This window comes from Planococcus liqunii, from assembly GCF_030413595.1.
GTDB lineage: Bacteria > Bacillota > Bacilli > Bacillales_A > Planococcaceae > Planococcus > Planococcus liqunii.
The window spans coordinates 1812157-1829685 of the sequence record NZ_CP129238.1 but is presented as its reverse complement, the minus strand read 5'-3'; the positions used below and the strand labels follow the sequence as shown (position 1 = coordinate 1829685).

At 40.2% G+C, this 17529-nt stretch carries 19 protein-coding genes; 4 read left to right on the top strand and 15 right to left on the bottom strand.

Features of this window, described 5'->3' with window-relative positions; all coding sequences use genetic code 11:
- Nucleotides 1-217 precede the first annotated feature (217 nt).
- The 6 genes from QWY22_RS09245 to QWY22_RS09220 form a co-directional block, all read right to left on the bottom strand.
- Complete coding sequence (locus QWY22_RS09245; RefSeq protein ID WP_036808971.1) at nt 218-526, bottom strand: hypothetical protein; 309 nt, start codon at nt 524-526, stop codon at nt 218-220.
- Between the two features lie 366 nt (nt 527-892).
- Nucleotides 893-1177 carry a hypothetical protein gene (locus tag QWY22_RS09240; RefSeq protein WP_300984133.1) on the bottom strand — a complete coding sequence of 95 codons (285 nt, stop codon included), beginning with the start codon at nt 1175-1177 and terminating at the stop codon, nt 893-895.
- Nucleotides 1178-1485: 308 nt separating this feature from the next.
- Nucleotides 1486-2442, bottom strand: coding sequence for a DUF4871 domain-containing protein (locus QWY22_RS09235; protein ID WP_300984132.1), 957 nt, complete (start codon nt 2440-2442; stop codon nt 1486-1488).
- A complete protein-coding gene (locus QWY22_RS09230) occupies nt 2429-2983 on the bottom strand; it encodes a sigma-70 family RNA polymerase sigma factor (protein WP_300984130.1) in 555 nt (184 codons plus the stop codon). The genes QWY22_RS09235 and QWY22_RS09230 overlap by 14 nt, the downstream gene beginning before the upstream one ends.
- A 629-nt stretch (nt 2984-3612) precedes the next feature.
- Nucleotides 3613-4077, bottom strand: a complete 465-nt coding sequence (locus QWY22_RS09225) for a hypothetical protein (protein WP_300984129.1) — start codon at nt 4075-4077, stop codon at nt 3613-3615.
- Nucleotides 4078-4532: 455 nt separating this feature from the next.
- Nucleotides 4533-4823 carry a hypothetical protein gene (locus QWY22_RS09220; RefSeq protein WP_300984128.1) on the bottom strand — a complete coding sequence of 97 codons (291 nt, stop codon included), beginning with the start codon at nt 4821-4823 and terminating at the stop codon, nt 4533-4535.
- A 438-nt stretch (nt 4824-5261) separates the two neighbouring features.
- On the opposite strand from QWY22_RS09220, the gene QWY22_RS09215 reads away from it, so the two are divergent.
- Both QWY22_RS09215 and QWY22_RS09210 read left to right on the top strand, forming a co-directional pair.
- On the top strand, nt 5262-5807 hold the full coding sequence (locus tag QWY22_RS09215; RefSeq protein WP_367281300.1) for a GNAT family N-acetyltransferase: 546 nt from the start codon (nt 5262-5264) through the stop codon (nt 5805-5807).
- 93 nt (nt 5808-5900) lie between these two features.
- Nucleotides 5901-6326: a hypothetical protein gene (locus QWY22_RS09210; RefSeq protein ID WP_300984126.1), complete on the top strand. Its 426-nt coding sequence runs from the start codon at nt 5901-5903 to the stop codon at nt 6324-6326.
- A 523-nt stretch (nt 6327-6849) separates the two neighbouring features.
- Here QWY22_RS09210 and QWY22_RS09205 read toward each other — a convergent pair.
- The 5 genes from QWY22_RS09205 to QWY22_RS09185 all read right to left on the bottom strand — a co-directional run bounded on the left by QWY22_RS09205 (nt 6850) and on the right by QWY22_RS09185 (nt 9835).
- Entirely contained in the window at nt 6850-7161 is a 312-nt protein-coding gene (locus QWY22_RS09205; RefSeq protein ID WP_300984125.1) for a hypothetical protein, read from the bottom strand.
- A 126-nt stretch (nt 7162-7287) separates the two neighbouring features.
- Nucleotides 7288-7749, bottom strand: a complete 462-nt coding sequence (locus QWY22_RS09200) for a GNAT family N-acetyltransferase (RefSeq protein WP_300984124.1) — start codon at nt 7747-7749, stop codon at nt 7288-7290.
- A 76-nt stretch (nt 7750-7825) separates the two neighbouring features.
- Nucleotides 7826-8476 (bottom strand): uridine kinase family protein, encoded by a 651-nt coding sequence (locus tag QWY22_RS09195; protein WP_300984363.1) that lies wholly within the window; start codon nt 8474-8476, stop codon nt 7826-7828.
- Nucleotides 8477-8730: 254 nt separating this feature from the next.
- The gene (locus QWY22_RS09190) at nt 8731-9162 is read right to left on the bottom strand and encodes a DoxX family protein (protein WP_300984123.1); all 432 of its coding nucleotides are present in this window, start codon (nt 9160-9162) and stop codon (nt 8731-8733) included.
- Between the two features lie 31 nt (nt 9163-9193).
- Nucleotides 9194-9835 (bottom strand): alpha/beta hydrolase, encoded by a 642-nt coding sequence (locus tag QWY22_RS09185; protein ID WP_300984122.1) that lies wholly within the window; start codon nt 9833-9835, stop codon nt 9194-9196.
- A 222-nt stretch (nt 9836-10057) separates the two neighbouring features.
- Here QWY22_RS09185 and QWY22_RS09180 point away from each other — a divergent pair, with 222 nt between their 5' ends.
- Together QWY22_RS09180 and QWY22_RS09175 are read left to right on the top strand one after the other, a co-directional pair.
- Nucleotides 10058-10597, top strand: coding sequence for a helix-turn-helix domain-containing protein (locus QWY22_RS09180; protein ID WP_300984121.1), 540 nt, complete (start codon nt 10058-10060; stop codon nt 10595-10597).
- A 572-nt stretch (nt 10598-11169) separates the two neighbouring features.
- Entirely contained in the window at nt 11170-11892 is a 723-nt protein-coding gene (locus tag QWY22_RS09175; protein WP_300984120.1) for an NADPH-dependent F420 reductase, read from the top strand.
- Nucleotides 11893-12135: 243 nt separating this feature from the next.
- Here the strand turns inward: QWY22_RS09175 and QWY22_RS09170 are convergent, their stop codons facing one another.
- The 4 genes from QWY22_RS09170 to QWY22_RS09155 all read right to left on the bottom strand — a co-directional run bounded on the left by QWY22_RS09170 (nt 12136) and on the right by QWY22_RS09155 (nt 17466).
- The gene (locus tag QWY22_RS09170) at nt 12136-13572 is read right to left on the bottom strand and encodes a DHA2 family efflux MFS transporter permease subunit (protein WP_300984118.1); all 1437 of its coding nucleotides are present in this window, start codon (nt 13570-13572) and stop codon (nt 12136-12138) included.
- 116 nt (nt 13573-13688) lie between these two features.
- Nucleotides 13689-15026, bottom strand: a complete 1338-nt coding sequence (locus QWY22_RS09165; RefSeq protein WP_300984117.1) for an NtaA/DmoA family FMN-dependent monooxygenase — start codon at nt 15024-15026, stop codon at nt 13689-13691.
- A gap of 595 nt (nt 15027-15621) precedes the next feature.
- Nucleotides 15622-16047, bottom strand: a complete 426-nt coding sequence (locus QWY22_RS09160; protein ID WP_053168225.1) for a MarR family winged helix-turn-helix transcriptional regulator — start codon at nt 16045-16047, stop codon at nt 15622-15624.
- Between the two features lie 690 nt (nt 16048-16737).
- Nucleotides 16738-17466, bottom strand: a complete 729-nt coding sequence (locus QWY22_RS09155) for a GntR family transcriptional regulator (RefSeq protein ID WP_074510692.1) — start codon at nt 17464-17466, stop codon at nt 16738-16740.
- Nucleotides 17467-17529: the final 63 nt, after the last annotated feature.

Sequence of the window (17529 nt, the reverse complement as noted above, 5' to 3'; positions counted from 1 at the left end):
TAAGTTCATTATAAGCCTTATTGTACTGGTGTGCTCCAGAAGTTCAGCTTAGACCATTTTAACGAAAGTATAAAAAATAGGCTGACATGAATCCGGTCAATTGCTGCATTCATGTTAGCCAAAAAAAGCATATCTACCGTTTCAGTTCTTAATACAAGTGATGATCTGAAAACATGAAAGTTCACTAAATAATTTAGTCTTAAATAAATTTACTGTTTCAATTCTTTTTGATAACTGCAAAAAACCATCTATTGAATCCAATCAATAAAAGGAGCAGGCCATTAACAAATGTTAATAGTGCTAAGATTGCTCCTCCGTAACCCGCTCCTTCCCCAGTTCCGCCTGAACTCCAGTCATAAAAGAAAAGAAACAAAGCTTTCATTGTAAAGTTCACTAAAGGGGAAAGCATTATTAAGATCAAACCTGAAACCATCAAACCTAGTTTTTCTTTTTTAGACAAGCTGAAGAAAAGAACATTCAGGGATATTAAAACTACAAGGAAGAATGCCAAAATTAAATTTGCCATAATGCAACTCCTTATCAGTTTGATTGGATTTCGATTTAGCATTTGTTATGTAACTAAGAACAGGGGGATAAATATTTCACCTTGTATAGTGGCCCATTCCTTTTTCTTTTAATAACATCACAGTTCCAGCATCATTAAATTGCAGTGTTGCAATTTCATTCTTCCGATGTCAGCATGTCATGAGGCGGCATCACCCCTACTTCATGATGTAGCGTGACGCTCCCAAGTTCCACTTCATAAGAAAGCATCTACTCTCCATTTGCCATTCCTCCGTGAAAAATCACCAGAAAACTGCAATTTCCAATAACTGATTGGTTTAAGCCTTTTTACCATCCTCATTATCATGGTTTGTACTTAATGACGGAATTACTTTTTACTTATTCTCTCTAAAAGTACAGGAGCTATATTTAGCAAAATCGATATGATGGTCAAAACCCATAATGCTGATGCCATGATAGGCACTACGTCCATTAAAGCAGACCAATCTTCCGCCTTTACCCAATTGGACACCATACTGTAATCTGCAACAACTGTTAGGGTGGTAAATGCTAATCCCATTGCCATTGCCATTTTATAATCTTTTCCTATTGCATACAGATAAAGATTTAAACAAGTGGCTGCTATTGCAATGAGTCCGAATATGAACCACATCATTATGCCTCCATTCTCTTTTTGTTTATGGGGAAGATTTATTAAAAGATTAAAGGATTTAATCATGACCTTCTTTTAAAATCAAATTCATTGGCGCAAAAATTTATCTACTCTTTAATAACGATAAAGATTTACAAAAGTTTCCAAAGGGTGCCGTGAATAAAGGGCCCCTCTTTTATGAGCGAACTTTAACAAACTAAAAAGACAAGAAATTCATAAACGAATTTCCTGTCTTTCGATTGTTCTTAATATATTGTGTTTATTCATTGAGTTTTCTAGCATTCATGCGGATGTCATTGCTCTCTAAATTACTTCTCATGCACTTCTACATATACCGTGCCGATGACTTTATCATTGAAAACCGCTGTTAACTTCCACATGCCCTTTTCAGGCAATTCCATCATTGTGGGGATGTGGTGGTCCGCACCGTTATTCGGGCTAGGGCGTGACTTCATTTTCGGAACCACCACAATTTCTTCAGGGCTGTTCTCATGGACGCCGAGCACTTTAAACGTACCAGTCAATTCTGCTTGGCTTCCCCAGAAATGCCACATGTACTTTTGTGTTTTATCTTCATTGATACGAGACACTTCAGCATCATCGTAAATAAAACCGGCTCTACCCTCTTCGCCAATCATGGTATAAGGTCCTGATTCAAACAAAGGGCTTTCCTGCCATTTGGATTCATCGGTTTTTTTCAGCACCAGGTTTTCCTGTTGGCCTGCCCACTCGATTGTTCCTGGGATTTCATCCTGATCCGTATAAAGGATGCAGGTCGTGCACGTCCCAAAATTAACATTGGCGTAACTGCTATCTTCATTTAATGTAACAGAACCTCCAAACGACTCTTGATCCTTTTTATAGAAAAACTGATAAGAGGCATCTTCCGGCTTCGATCCTTCCCCTATATATTCTAAAGTCAAAAACGCTGACCGTACGCCATCTTCGACTTCCGTTTGGCTATAGGTTACTTTCCAGTCCTCGCTTTCATCCGAAAAATTTTTAACCGGTACTGTCTTCCGTATAGAGGTTGAGGCCTGCCGTTCTTCGCCCATTCCGAGGAGGGCAGCAACAAGAAAAGATCCGACAACCGCTAAAAGAACGGTAAAAATAGCGGTAATTTTCAAAGTGTTGAATCCTCTCCTAATTAATTTTCTCGGTCTGTTCTCTTCATTTATTCTCAATAAGATTTTCTCTTTCGAAGCTTCATTGAAATGGGGACTTTCTCCGATAAACTTATCCATATCCCGCTTAAATTTGTTCATCAAGCAGCCCCTCCCATTCTCTTGAATCTATCTTGTCCTTCAACAGAACCTTTGCTCTTCTCAACCGTGTTTTCACGGTATTTTCCGAACAACTCAACAGGCGGCTGATTTCTTTAGTGGTGAACTCCTGGTAATAGTAGAGCAGGACAACTTCCCGGTACTTGATTGGCATCTCCAATACGTTCCTCATTAGAACAGCTTGTGCCGAATGCTGATCAAATGCTTCTTCAGGGGTTTGGGCCCGGGAAACCAACTGGCCCATCGCCTCTGTTAAGTAGGAACGTTTGTTTTTCCAGCTCCTGAGGTGATCGTGGCATTTGTTGATGGCGATTTTAGAAAGATAGGTTTTAAGGGAGGAACGTTCTTCAAATTGATTCGATTTCCGATAATAAGCGATAAAAACTTCCTGTACGATGTCTTCAGCTACTGCCCAGTCCTTTACATATAAAAAAGCTAAACGAATCAAGTATTCTCCGTACAGATTCATAACTTGCTTTAGTTGTTCTTCATTTAACCTTTTTTCTGCAAAGTCCCTCGACACAGAACGCACCGCCCTTTCCTGAACACCCCATAGACGCAGGATTTTCAAAAATAGTTTCATTATTTATTCGAAAGAAATATTTTGATGAACATTTTTTTGGAAGCTAAAAGAGGAAGAGAAGAACTTGATCTCCCTCTCTTCCCCTATATCAAAACCCGTTGAGTAGGCTATCGAATGCAACAGTCTATCTCAAAATTTATTGTTGCTCTTCGAATTTAACTGCAATGTAACTTTCAGTTTGAGCGCCCATCAGCTAAACGATTTCTTTTATTTATAAAGAACTCCATAATAAGAAGATTTACGAACGTATTTATTGGAATGAAATATAGCAGTGTCCCTATGCCTAATGATTCAAACAAACCTTCTGTCTGTTTATGAAAAGTTTGAACATCCAGTTTGTAAAGATAAGCTGAAGCTATCGAAAGGATAAGTGCATTTAAGCAAAAAACTGCCAAAATTCTTGTCCATTTGTTTGCTGTTGTTTTTGCCATCACATAACTTATTAGAGAAGAAATCAATAAAGAAAAAAGGATGACTCCCAGGAATGTCGGGTGCAAATTTATCTCTCTTGACTAATTTTTAAGTTAAATAATGAATGAGAAGTAAATACCAATAAGTTACACTCTAATTCATATTCCCAAATGGTAAAGAAAGAGGTTCTCTTCTTTCAACCTGTCAATCATAGAAATCAACCTTTCGAGTAAAGCAAGAACGTCATTTCTATTGAAAATTAAACCTTCATATTCACCCAACGTATTTTTCTTGGAAGAAAGCACAAACTCTCCAGTCAACTCCAGTTTTTCAGGAGAATTTGTAAACAAATTGTGCCAAGCGGCCAAAACATTTTTCATAACGGCTGCCGATGTTTGATCAAAAAGGGTGATTCCATGATAATTTATTCCTTTTTCTTCTCTTGTCATCGATTTGGCTGGATTCTTACTTGGAATCCAGTTCAACGAATCCCTTATGTATTGAATCAAGTCGTCTGGAATGGTTATGGAGTCAATCGTATTAGAATCTTTTTCTCCGCTCATAATCCGTTCAAAATAATTCACTGTTTTAGGTACTAAGCAAAATTCATGTTCTATGCTCATCTTTCTGGCCTCTCCTCTAATAAGTTTTAATTTTTATGGGATAGCTTTTGAAGGCAGAAGAGTCCCATCATATAGCCTTGGGGTGCGGTTTCGGCTGCCGCTGCCGCTACATTCTCTTAAGAAAACTCGTCATCTCCTTCTCCCGTCCTTATTCTCCACCCTTGCATAAGTAATAGCGGTGCTTGGCTATTTGTGTTTTTCGGAACCTCTTCAGTGTTCTCCTGATTTGAGCTCTATATACAAGGGATGGTCTTGGACAGAAGTCACTTCTTTCTGCCGATGGGATTAATCCTTATTAAGGAGAAAGAATCAAGCTTCGCGACCTTTAATAATTGTCTTCATTTCCAATCGTTCAACACAAGTAAATGAACAGGACTTAATTGCTGCTGTGTAGCATTCGAATCAAAAAGAAATACAATGCATTTAAAATTTGGTCTCAAATAAAATCCAGCCGATTAAAATGCTTTTATTACGTTCTTTTCCTGTCCACATCGTTTGCATCTGTAGATAAATAATGCTGCTTCGTTATCTCGCCCCACTTGCTCGAATCTATGTAAGCCAATTCTACATAACAAACTTTTTTCTTTATTAGTAGCCAGCGATGAAATTACCAACATAATCAAGCCCGCGATAATTAATATGTAAGGAGCATTGTATAAATTGAAGGTTTCATCAACTTTTGCAAGAAGAAGAACAAGTCCAGTCAAAATAGCTGTTGAAGCAATGAATTTAACTTTAGAAAACAAAAAACTCCTCCTTCCTAAATGTTTCATCCAGTTTCACAAATTATCCCCTAAATATTAACTTTAAATCCATGAGTTAACCCTGCAAATGGCCTGAACTAAGATAGCCACTACTTTTACCTTAGTTGTCCGGTGTTCAAACAGTCCTTGGAGTGCCATCGTGCTGCCCCTCTAATAAAGAAAATCCTCTGCTTCAATAATTTCTCCTAATTTCAGACATATCTTGTATTTTTGATCTGCCATTTAAAGTTGAAGCCTTACTTTCACTATAAACCAATGCAAACTTCATTCAATCGGTACTTTTTCTTAGCAAAGAATTTTTCCCAGCTCAATTTTCATCTAGATTTCATTTCTTTCCGGTAAAGTCGTTTTAAGTTAAAGGATTGGAACGGTTTTCATAAATATAAAAGCCTGCTAGCCAGAACGAACGGAGGATGAATGATGAAAATTGAAATCATACAGGCCGCATTGGCCCAAAGAGATGCTATGCAAAGCTTGCTGGAGTTGTACCAATACGATTTCTCGGAATTTGAATCTGAAGATGTAAACGAAGACGGAGTTTATGGATACAAGTACCTTGACTATTATTGGACAGTTCCGGGGCACTTTCCATTTTTTATAAAAGCTGACGGAAAACTTGCGGGTTTTGCCTTAGTGAGAGAGATTGCTTTGGAGGGGGTGCATCGTTCATCCTACTTCAAAATCAATGAATTCTTTATCCTTAAAAAATACCGCAAAGAAGGCATCGGGAAACAAGCAGCATGCTACTTATTCGATTTATATCCTGGAAACTGGGAAGTTGCGGAGTTGGAGGCTAACCTTCCTGCACAAAGATTTTGGCGTCAAGTCATTTCTTCGTATACACAGGGAAACTACGCAGAAATCCGTAAAGATGATTGGGAGGGGCCGATCCAGCGATTCACAACTGTACCCTGCTTTTCGCCGCGCACTGGAACTTCTTTGGCCCACTATGAAAGCTGTGTATAAGGGGAGCCGTGCAATCATTGCCAATGCTTCCGGATTGCTTGATTATACTAAACAAATCTGTAATGGCCACTATGCTGTAAGGAGGCAACTACTATGAAGACAATAAGGGGGATGGAACGCCTTTTCATCGCGGTTCCACTATTATTACTCCTGCTTTTTGCATGGACTTATCTTCCCAATAAAATTTTAGATTTAGAATCCGCCCAAATAGCTGAAATAGAAATTTTGAATGGAAACTCGGTAAAATTAACAGAGATCACGGAAGAAAGCGACATCCGGTACCTTGTCGACGATTTGAACAACATCACTTTTCAAAAAGGAGTCCCTTCAATCGGAGAGAAGGAATTTGGTTATAGAACGATCTTTTTAGATAATGAGGGAGAAGTAATGGAAGACTTGGTCATCCATTCAAGCGATACGGTAAAATACCAGGGTTTTTTCTACAAAGCAGAAACTGAAGCAATTGCTTACGATTTTATAGAAGAGTTGGCGAATGATAAGACGGGAAGTGGCGATTAAGAACCTAACCCCATATCAACCATTAACTCCATCCTAACTTTCCCTGGATTTCACATTTGAAGAGCTGGAACTTCTTCAAAGCACTCAAGACTTTTGCAACATAGTCTCGCCTTTTTATCAACAATCGAATATACACCGTCGATTGGGAAGTATTCACAAACTAAAGGGAGGAGCAGAACTTGCTCTCTCCTTTTTTTAATTTAAGATCATTGGAGAACTCTTGAGATACCAGCTGATAAAACGCTCTAACTAATCCAAGTGAACTAGGCAAGGCGGTAATGCCCGTGTGAAAGAGTTTCATTGAACATGCATAAATCAGGAATTAATGTGCTGCCATTGTCTGCACTCGCAAGCTAAACTATACAAATAAACGGGGAAAAGAATTGCTGCTAAACAAGTCTTTTCTTCGTTCTAATTTTAGGTCTAGCAGAGGCAATGTCTTTGTTAATCCAGGCATATCAACTGTTTTACTAAGGTCTTTCTGTTTTCTTAAAAAGTATTTATCTATCCTTATGGAATTTCCTTACCACTCCCGCCATTCTTCGGTAATGTCTTCATCGGCAACCAAACCGGCTTTCTTTGCATGTTCCATGATGAATTCACAGAGTTCTTCCCGCTCTAAAGTCTCAATGAAGAAGTTGTATTCTTCATTCACTGCATTCAAGCGAAGAACCACTTCTTTCACTTTTTCCATCAGTTCTTCTTCGGTCGGTTCTTGAAGCCGAGAAATTCCATCAATATAAGACTGAAGCACTTTTTCAGCTGCCGCTATACTTTCTGTTGAAAACAGGTCGTCCCCGTCATCCATCCGATTTTCCCACTCTTGTGTTGGCATAGTCTGTTCCTCCTGATTGTCGTCTTGTAATTCCGGTTTAACAGGTTATAAATTTCATTAAGGAGATGTAAACTTCATTTTTTTAGTAAGAAAATGAAGTTCGGAAAATCAAAATGTGTATATGCTTTAAGTTAGTTTCTTTAAAAGCTTTACAAATTCCCCGTATTCATCTTCGCCATGATATAAAATATTTGTAAACCCCTTCTTCTCGTAAAGATGTCTTGCGTTTAAGTTATCTGTGTCTACACCGAGTGAAACTTCTGCATAACCAATTTTTTTCGCATGATCAATCAAATAATCTGCAATAATGCCGCCTATTCCACGATTCCGATACTCTTCTTTAACAATCATATGAGACAGGTAAATTCGTTTACCAGGGATTGTGTACGCTGGATCATTGTTTTGAAGAACCAAAGAACCTTCCCCTACAAACTCATCATTCACTAAATAAATAAAAGTAATTCGGTTTCCACTGACTAACTCGTCATAAAACGCCACAGTCATCTTTGGATTCTTTTCCATCTCCCAAATATTACTGCATTTATGATAATCTTCGATTATTAGTTTTTTTATTTGATAGGAAGTCATCCTTCATTGCTCCCTCGTGATTATTTTGATTTATTTCTTATTATATCCAACTACACTCTGCTGTTTTGTTCTTAAGTTACTGGGAGTTCCATTTGAAATCAAAGACAGCTTTTTCTACGCTTGTCTGTTCATCGGTCGTTTTGATGATAATATCGAAATGCCGGCTATAAGGATGCATAAACAGTTCATATTGTATCCGGCGTTCTTCATGGGACTGTCTTAGATAATTAATTTCGGTTCCTCTTTCAATCACATCACGACCCGACCGTCTCCTGAATTCTGTTTCGCCATCTGTATAGAAGTAAATTTTCACATCAAATAAAGCGGGATCAATAAACGCCGCACTCATCCCTTCTACGATCGTCACGTTATTCTTGGAAGAGAGAAACTCGCTTTGTTTGTAATGCGTAGCTATCGTATATACATCCATCCCATTCCTTATCATCTGGACGTCTCTTTCTAGGGAAGGCAGATGATGCGCTGCCGGATGGCAGGCGGTCATTTTATACCGATGATTTTCGTTTTGATAGGAATAGTCGATAGTGGTGTGCTTACGGACTTGTGAACTCACAATATACGGATCGGTGTTCAGGTAATTGACCTTTTTTTCATCCATCAGGTTCAGAAGCCGATTTGTGAACGTCGTTTTTCCGGCAGCGCCATGCCCGGAAACGCCGATTACAATTGGTTTATTCGCCAGGCTGATCCAACTTAAGAGTTTTTCTATTAACTGTTCCGTCGTTTTCTCCTCCTAGTGTGCATATATCCTTTTAACATCCAAGTAAGTATATTTTCTATTCTCCTTTAGCTATATGTTACCTTTTTTCACTTTAGCATATTTATCCATTATTGAAGTCACTTGAATGTATCAACGAGATTGAATTTATCAGTTGATCTATTCGTAAATTCAAAAATACCAAAAGAAAAGGCATTTCCACGCTACCTTTACGGTAACCGGAAATGCCTTTTCTTTTATAGCCATTAAACTGACTGGCTAGATTCCTGTTTGTGTTGCTGTGTTTTTGAAATGATGCCATCTACTGCCAGCATTCTACTGCCGTTCACTGCAAGGAAAATAGCGATTGCCATGAAAGCAATGTCCAGTTCATATCCTGCTCCCACACCGTCGCCTAAGAATCCTGCCGGCAATTTTGCTGTGAAAATTGCGCCAAGCATCACCACTGCCAACAATGCGGAGACGATGCGTGTACCCAGTCCAATGATCAATGCAAATCCACCTATCATTTCAATTAAAGCCACAGCATATGCCAAAGATCCAGGGATGCCGATGCTGTCGAACCATCCTGCAGTATTGCCGATCCCTCCTTGAAATTTCACCAATCCGTGGACAAAGAAACTGATTCCCAATACAACACGCAACAATACAGTGCTTGCTTCTACTTTATTTGACATAATAATTTCCTCCTCTATTAGCTCTTTTGGGTCATGCCAGTGAATCTAGCAGCCACTTTTCAAAATCCTTATAATTCTGCAGCGATACAGTATGTGCTGACGGATAGTTCTTGAACGTCACATCCGCCCCTAAGCCCTGGAAATAATTCCGGCTTGTTTGTCCCCATTCAAAAGGCAAAGCCGGGTCTTGTTCTCCGTGCGAGATGAACAGCGACAGCCCTTCCATTGAACTTTGCTGAAACTCGGTTTTAACAAATTCCGGAATGTACCCACTCAAAGCAACAATGCCCCGGATGCGGGTTCCCAAAGACAATCCTATTGCCATCGAAAGAATGGCTCCCTGGCTAAACCCAAGCAAGTAAATCCGGCTTGCATCCAGCGGATATTCACTTTCAGCCCAGCCGATAAAATCCGAAACTTTATCGGCAGCTGCCTGAAACACCTCTTGATGGGGTTTTCCAAATCGCTCAATTGTAAAAAAAGCATATCCAGGTGGACGTTCAATTGGGCCGCGTATACTGAAAATATAAAAATGGTCTTCCAGTCCACTCACCAAATTCAGCATATCTTTTTCATTGCTGCCCATACCGTGCATGACAAAAAGTGCGGGATAAGTTCTGTCCGGATCTGCATTACGGGGCTTTTTTAGTTCAAAAGCCAAAGGTGCATTCATTTTGACCATCCTTTCTCTTTCTTGTTCTCTTTAAATTCTTTAAGAGATAAATTATTCTTATTAATAAACTTACAGGCAGAAAAAATAGCCAATCGGCTTTTTGTTTTCTAATAAGAATCTTTATTTCTTATAAGATAACAACCTTCTGCTAGATTGTCAACAATTTGTTTGCTAAAATAGAAATAAGTTCTCTATAATGAAACATAAGAGGTGAAGAAAAAAATGGACATTGGATCGAAAATCCGGAGCATACGCAACCGCAAGCAAATCACGATTGCGCAGATGTGTGAAGAAACCGGTTTGTCAAAAGGCTTTGTCAGCAACATCGAAAATAACAATAGTTCCCCTTCCATTAGTACACTGCAGACCATTTCAAACTATTTGAGGGTGCCGCTACCCTATTTGCTATTGGAAAAACAGGAGCATATGCGGGTTGTAAGAAAAGACGAGCGAAATTACTCCAAGTACAACAGTTTGAAGGTGGAGCACTTATCTTCTATCGGAGGTTTGCGGATGATGATTGTCGAATTTCCTCCTGGTGCGTCTACCGGAGAAAGCAATGCACATGAAGGCTTGGAGTCCCATCTGGTCCTTGAAGGAAAAATCCTTGCTGAACAAGGAGAAGATTCCATCGTAGCCGAAGCGGGAGATTCTTTCAGCTGGAATGCCTGTGTGCCTCATTTTGTCAAAAACATTGGTGAGGGGAAAGCGGTTGTCCAGGTTTCCGTTTATTCAGACACTGAACTCACAGAAGTTTATTGATCTCTTTTTGCTGCATTCATTAACGCACACCGCTTATATGAATGAAATTCAATTTCAAAGACTCCTTTAAGGACTGCACTCAATTGTCGGGCATCAATCCGGCAATCGAATGCAGTTTTTATTTGATGAAAGTTTATCTCGGATAGCGGGCGAATCGTCTATCCTTCTCTGCAACTCGATGCAGAGAAGGAGCACAGTAATTTACCGTACACATGTCCTGCGATAGGTTTAAACCATTTTATGTTTTGGGCCAGTTCATTTTAAAGCCCATAAAGTTTTAGCAATTATAAATTGCCCGGCTTGACGATGGTCACTTGGTTAGAACTTCTGCGTATTTCGGATGTACATCGAAGTGGTACTTTGTAGATGGACGGTCCACTATCATTTCTTATAAATCAAAATAATCACCTGAAGTTATAAATTTCACTGAAACGTCTGCGTTTCTTTTTAGTAATATTCTATGTTACAATTTGTTTAGCCTACTAACTATATTTGTTATCTAAGTGTCAGTTCACTTGATTTAATCCAACATGATAAGTAATAGGTGAAATAATATTCTAGGAGGAAGAAAAATGAAGTTTGGAATCATAGGAGCTGGACCAATAGGGGCAAGCATCTCAAAAAAATTAGTTAAAAATGGGCATGAGGTTAAAATTGCAGATGCCCGGAATATTGAACACCTGGATGGCAAGGATATTGCAGGAACACCTGTAGATGTCGAAGAGGTTATCACCAACATTGACGTTCTTCTACTCTCCCTCCCTCTTCATGTCATGCCGAGCATCCGCCCTATCATCGATCAAGTTGGAGAGGACGTCATCATTGCAGACACGTCCAACTATTATCCTTTTAGAGACAATCAGATTAAGGAAATTGAAAATGGAATGGTTGAAAGTGTTTGGGTTTCAAATCAATTAGGTCGGCCCATTATTAAAGCATTCAACAATCTGTTAGCATATACGTTAGAAAATAAAGGGACTCCTGATGGCACGGAAGGCCGTATTGCCATGGCAATTGCCGGTGATAGCCCATCACAAAAACAAGTAATGATCGACGTAGTGAATGAGCTTGGCTTCGATGCAGTGGATGGCGGTTCGTTAAGTGATTCCTGGAGAGAGCAGCCTGGAACTCCTGCCTACTGCACCGAACTGACAAAAGAAGAATTAGTCGAAGCCTTGAAAAAGGCCGATAAAGAAAAAGCACCCATCCAGCGGGATAAAGTAATGGAGAAGTTCTCAGCTGGAATGACACATGACGATATTGTGAGAATTAACCGGGAGACCTATAATTCTTAATTCAAAAAATCCCTAGATTCATCGCATCAAAATTTTTTAGTAAGACCGAAGCCAAAGGGTGCTAAATATTAAGCAAACATAAGAATCTTCCACTCGTTAGAAGGGTGAACATGAAAAAGAAGACCTGCAGCTATTATTTAAGCTGCTGGTCTTCTTTTTTGGGCAGTCCATTCAGTTAAGTACTTCTAATGCCATATTGTACCTGTATTTCTTTTACTAGAGTTTCTTAATATGTCTAATCGATCAATGCGGCGAATTAATCATTTCTCGCCGCACGACTACCCGGCGAATAAAGAATCCCATGATCAGGCCAAAAATAGCGATTATTACAGTAAACAAAAAGACGTTTTGCAAACCTGAAGCCATCGCATTGGCCATTTCTGACGGTTTTGTCGGTGCTGCAGAGTGATGCAGATAATTTTCCATACCGCCTGTCAAAATACTGACGGCTACCGCCGTCCCGACTGCCCCGATCACTTGCTGGAGTGTATTCATGATTGCCGTACCATGCGGATATAATTCGGGTGGCAACTGATTCAAGCCGTTCGTTTGGGAAGGCATCCAGATCATTGCAATCCCAACCATCAACCCGATATGCAGCGCTACGATAAATGCCACTGATGAAGCAGTGGTTAATGTGGTAAAGAACCATAACATCGTTGTAATAAGAATAAGTCCTGGAATGACAAGCCATTTCGGTCCGAATTTATCAAATAACCGGCCGATAACTGGTGAAAGCAACCCATTCAACGCACTGCCAGGCAATAGCATGAGCCCGGCAATAAAGACAGACAATCCGGCACCTGTCTGGAGGAACATCGGCAGAATGATCATGCTCGACATAATAATCAACATACTCATCATGACCAGAAGCAGTCCCACCACGTACATCGGAAATTTGAAAACACTCAGGTCCAGCATCGGATCTTTCATCGAGTTCTGACGCAGCACGAAGAAGAACAAAGCAATCAGCCCAATGATGATGGACGTGATAACGACCGTACTGCCCCATCCCGCCTCTCCTTCACCGGCCTTGCTGAACCCAAAGACCACTCCTCCAAAACCGATGGTGGACAGTAGGACCGAAAACAAATCGATCCGTGGTTTTGTCACTTCAGTCACATTTTCCAAATACTTCAGCCCAATCAATAGCCCAATTACCAGGAATGGCAGTGAGAACCAGAAAATGTAATGCCATGTTAAGTATTCGATTAATAAACCGCCAATGGTCGGGCCGGTTGCCGGTGCGAACATAATGACAAGGCCAACAAATCCCATAGCCGCTCCCCGTTTTTCAGGTGGGTAGATGACCAGAATGGTGTTAAACATGAGTGGCAGCAATAAGCCCATCCCCATTGCCTGCAGCACCCGTGCCACCATCAGCATCTCAAAATTGAACGCTAGTGCCGCAATTAATGTCCCTGTAATCAAGCTAATGAGCGCACCAATGAACAGCTGTCTCGTCGTAAACATTTGCAAGAGCAAGCCGCTGATCGGCATCAAAATACCCAATGTCAACAAAAATCCGGTCGTCAGCCACTGTGCGGTTGCCGCTGAAATGTGGAACACATCCATTAAATTCACCATGGCGATGTTTAAGGCGGTCTCACTGAACATGCCGACAAACCCGACGATGAGCAGCGATGCCAAAATCGCTTTTGTATTGTATTGTTTCTTCATTTGTTCTCTCCCAGTAATCTCATTAACTTAATAATGGTTAATTTATTTGCATAGCCTTGTTTATAAATTTGAAGCTATTGACGTTTGTTACTCATAGAAATCTCGTATTCTGCAAATCACTTAGTCTCCGCGTTTCCGTACTGATAAGGTACGCCCATGTTTTCGCGTAGCGTTTTTCCTTCATACTCTTTGTGGAAAAGCCCGCGTCCCTGCAAAATCGGAACAACCTGCTCCACAAAATCGGCTACACCATCGTAGGCAATATCCGGAACAACCGAAAACCCATCCGTCGCGCCTGCCAAAAACCATTCTTCCAAAAAGTCGGCTACTTGCACAGCAGTACCGGCAACGACCGGGTGATAATTGATGACGCCATGCGCCAGAACGTCGCGAATGGACAGGCCTTGCTTTAGCAGTTCCAAAGCTCTAGGGGAACGGGGATCCTGAGGGCTAGCATAGGCACGTTCCAACAAGTCAACCGGTAAAGGCTGGTCGATATCTACTGTATGTACTGATAGCCGTAACCCCACCATGGCTCCAAGGTAACTGACCCGGCTTGGAATCTCCTCGGGATTAAAACTCATTAGTTTTCTTCGCCGTTCCAGCCCTTCTTCTTCCGTCGCCCCGATGGAAAACATAAAACCGGCATACATTTTGATGTCATCCGGATTTCTCCCAAAACGGACTGCACTCTCCCGAAGCGCTTGCCGATGTTCACGGGCAGAAGCGATGTCATAAGGATTGGCATAGACACCGGACGCATAGCTTCCAGCCAGTTCCAGCCCTTCGTAACCGCCGCCAGCTTGGAAAATCACTGGCTGTCCTTGTTCAGAAGGAGGAATCGGCAATGGACCACGGGATGAATAATACTGGCCTTTAAGATTGACCGGCTGTATTTTGGCCATGTCGGCAAACTTTCCGCCTTTTATATCCAGCGTCCAGGCATCTTCTTCCCAGCTCCCCCATAAAGCTTGCACGATTTGAATCGATTCATGAGCCATGGCATAGCGTTCTTTGCGGCTTAACGGCTGCGCACCAAAATTTGATGCCGCGGATGGATCGGATGTGGTCACTGCATTCCAGCCGACGCGTCCGTGGCTTATCACATCCAACGCTTTAAACTGCCGCGCCAAATTGTAAGGGTAATTGAACGTCGTGGAGAGGGTGGCAACAAGACCGATTTTTTCCGTTTCCCTCGCTACGGACAGCAGGGCGAGCATCGGATCCATCGGAAACATCGGCGTTTGAGCTCCTAAATCATTTGGCAACGCCGGCGTATCCGCAATGAAGATCATCTGGAACTTCCCTTTTTCCGCTAATTTCGCTCGTTCCACGTAACTGTCCATATTGGTATAGGCTGCTGGGTCGGTACCCGGCATTCTCCAAGCGCTGAATTCGCCCCCGTAACCGGAAACCATCTGTAACGCCAATTGCATTTCTTTTTGTTTTATCATGTTGGTAATCTCCTTTATTTTTGATAAGCTCTAATCCTTTACATGTGCCTGCATAGAATTATCGCATTCACTTTTTTCTCTAGAGTAAACCTTGTTAAATATAGTCTTAATGATTAAATTCTATTTCACTTATCACTCTTAGTGCCTTTGCCGTCTATTTCTTAAATGACTATCACCCTTTGAAATAGATTTCATATAGGTTGAAAAGATTGCTAGTTCATAGTCTATTTGACGGGATCCATACTGTACCAGCGGTCCCCTCGATTATGAACACTTCCATTTCTTTTCAATATCCGCAAATGCTTATAGATAGAACCTTCCGAACTGTGTTCTTCCACGGATGATAAATTGATTGTTTTTAAGTCTATACAACTAATAATCTTTTTTGCGCTTATTCCGGGACGTTCTTTTATGCATATAATTATGCTCTCCTCGAGCTTAATAATTTTCCTCCCAGCTTTTAAAAAAGTATGTCTCTTTCCATTTAATTAGCTTGCTAAACAATTAATTTCTACTAACCTCGAAATTAACGCTCCTAAGAAACTTAGTTTCATCTATTAATACTTAGCCTGCTAAGTAAGTAGTTAGAGAGAACTTAAAACAAATTTCTCTCCATCCGCTTCATTAAATCTCTTAGAACTAAGCGTTCTTCCGATGAAATGCCATTCAGCAATTTCTCTTGCTGCTGTTTCCATTTAAAATCAACTGGACCTTCTAACTCTTTTCCTTTGTCCGTTAGATATATCCGCATAACCCTACCATCTTGTCCATCGCGCTTGCGGAGTATAAATCCGTTTTGCTCCAGCGATTTAACCATATTGGTGACTGTCGGCGGCTCGCATTTCAAATGATCGCATAATTGCATTTGCGTGATTCCATCCCCTGCCCATAAACGGGCAAGCAAATTGTCCTGGCCAACGTATAGATTAAGTTCTCTTAAGCTTTCACTATAGTCCCGGCGCATCTTGGATGATACTTTATCTAAAGACTCACGGATATCACAATCTACAGAGACTTTCATAGATTTCCCTCCACTAGCCATAATGTTTAGCCCACTAAATATATCACCACGAAATTTAGCTGTCAACAATTAATTAGTAGACTAACTAGTTATTCTTATCTTAATAATTTTTATAGGTAGCACATTAATTGATAAACTAATATTGATTTTAAGGAACTGTCTTTTAAATCATTGACAACCAGAATAAAAAGAGGCCTGTGTTAAGCCTGCTGTCTTTCTATAAGTACTAATAGATACTCTAATTTTTCGTCCATCTATTAAGGGTCGTTTTAAAGATTAGATATATTCCATGCTTTAACTTTTTTTCTTACCATTGCCGAGCGCAGAAATCATATATCTCCCTTTATTCACTTATTGTAATAACCAATTTCTTTAACTATACTTACAAATGAATTTAACTTCGACTTAATTAAATTCAGCAAGACGATGTTGAGTAAGCTGTCTTCTGCTTCCCCTTTCTTTGACTAATGATTTTAAAACGAGAAAAGGATTTTTTTAACTAAAATAAAACAGATGCTGAAATACCGAGAAAGACTAAAGGGATTGCCTAGGCAATCCCTTTAGTCTTTCATGTCGAAGAAGTCGATCTCGTGGATTTCTATTTCCCACCCAAGCGGTTCTCCTCGACTGACCTGTACAGCGCAGCTGGAGTTTCACCTTAAGATTGCCCTTCAGTATTTCAAAATGTCTTTACTTTGCTCGATGAATTGTTAGATTCACCTTATTTGTTTCGCACATAAAAGTAGACAGATGAACAGGTTCGTCATTTGCATCAAAAGCAATTTTTAAAATCCTAAACAAGTTTGCACCAACATCACATTCCAACAATTTTGCATAATCTGTTGTGGCACCAATGACATCGATGATTTTATCATTACTAATAATTTCTGTTTGATATTCCTTGGAAAGGGTTTTGTACGTGGATTCGTCCATTGCAATTTTCTTTTCTAAATCGGGAAAACGAATTAAAGGAAAATGAGCAATATCATAAAAAAGAGGATGATCATTTACGTACATGAGTCGCTCCAGCTCTAAAACCGGACTTCCCACATCAATTAAAAGATGACCTGCAACTTCCTCGGATGCTGGTATAACTTCGCTTCTTAAAATACGTGAGTTCGGAATCATGCCTAACTGATGGCTAAACTCCGAGAAACCGCTTACAGATAATAATTCGTTATGGAATTTATTAGTTGTAACAAAAGTACCTCTACGCGGAACACGTGTTAAAGTTCCTTCTTTCACCAATTCCTCAATAGCTTTTCGAATTGTGATTCGGCTAACATTATAGATATCACATAGTTCAGCTTCCGTTGGAATTTGTTCATCTGGCTGATATTTTCCTTGCTGAATATCATTCTTCAACATTTGCCTAATCTGCATGTATAACGGCTGGGGGGTTGAAGGATTTAAATTCATACTAACTCATCCTTATCCATCAATAGATTGTTTAGTCTCTATTATACATAGATTTCCAATCCC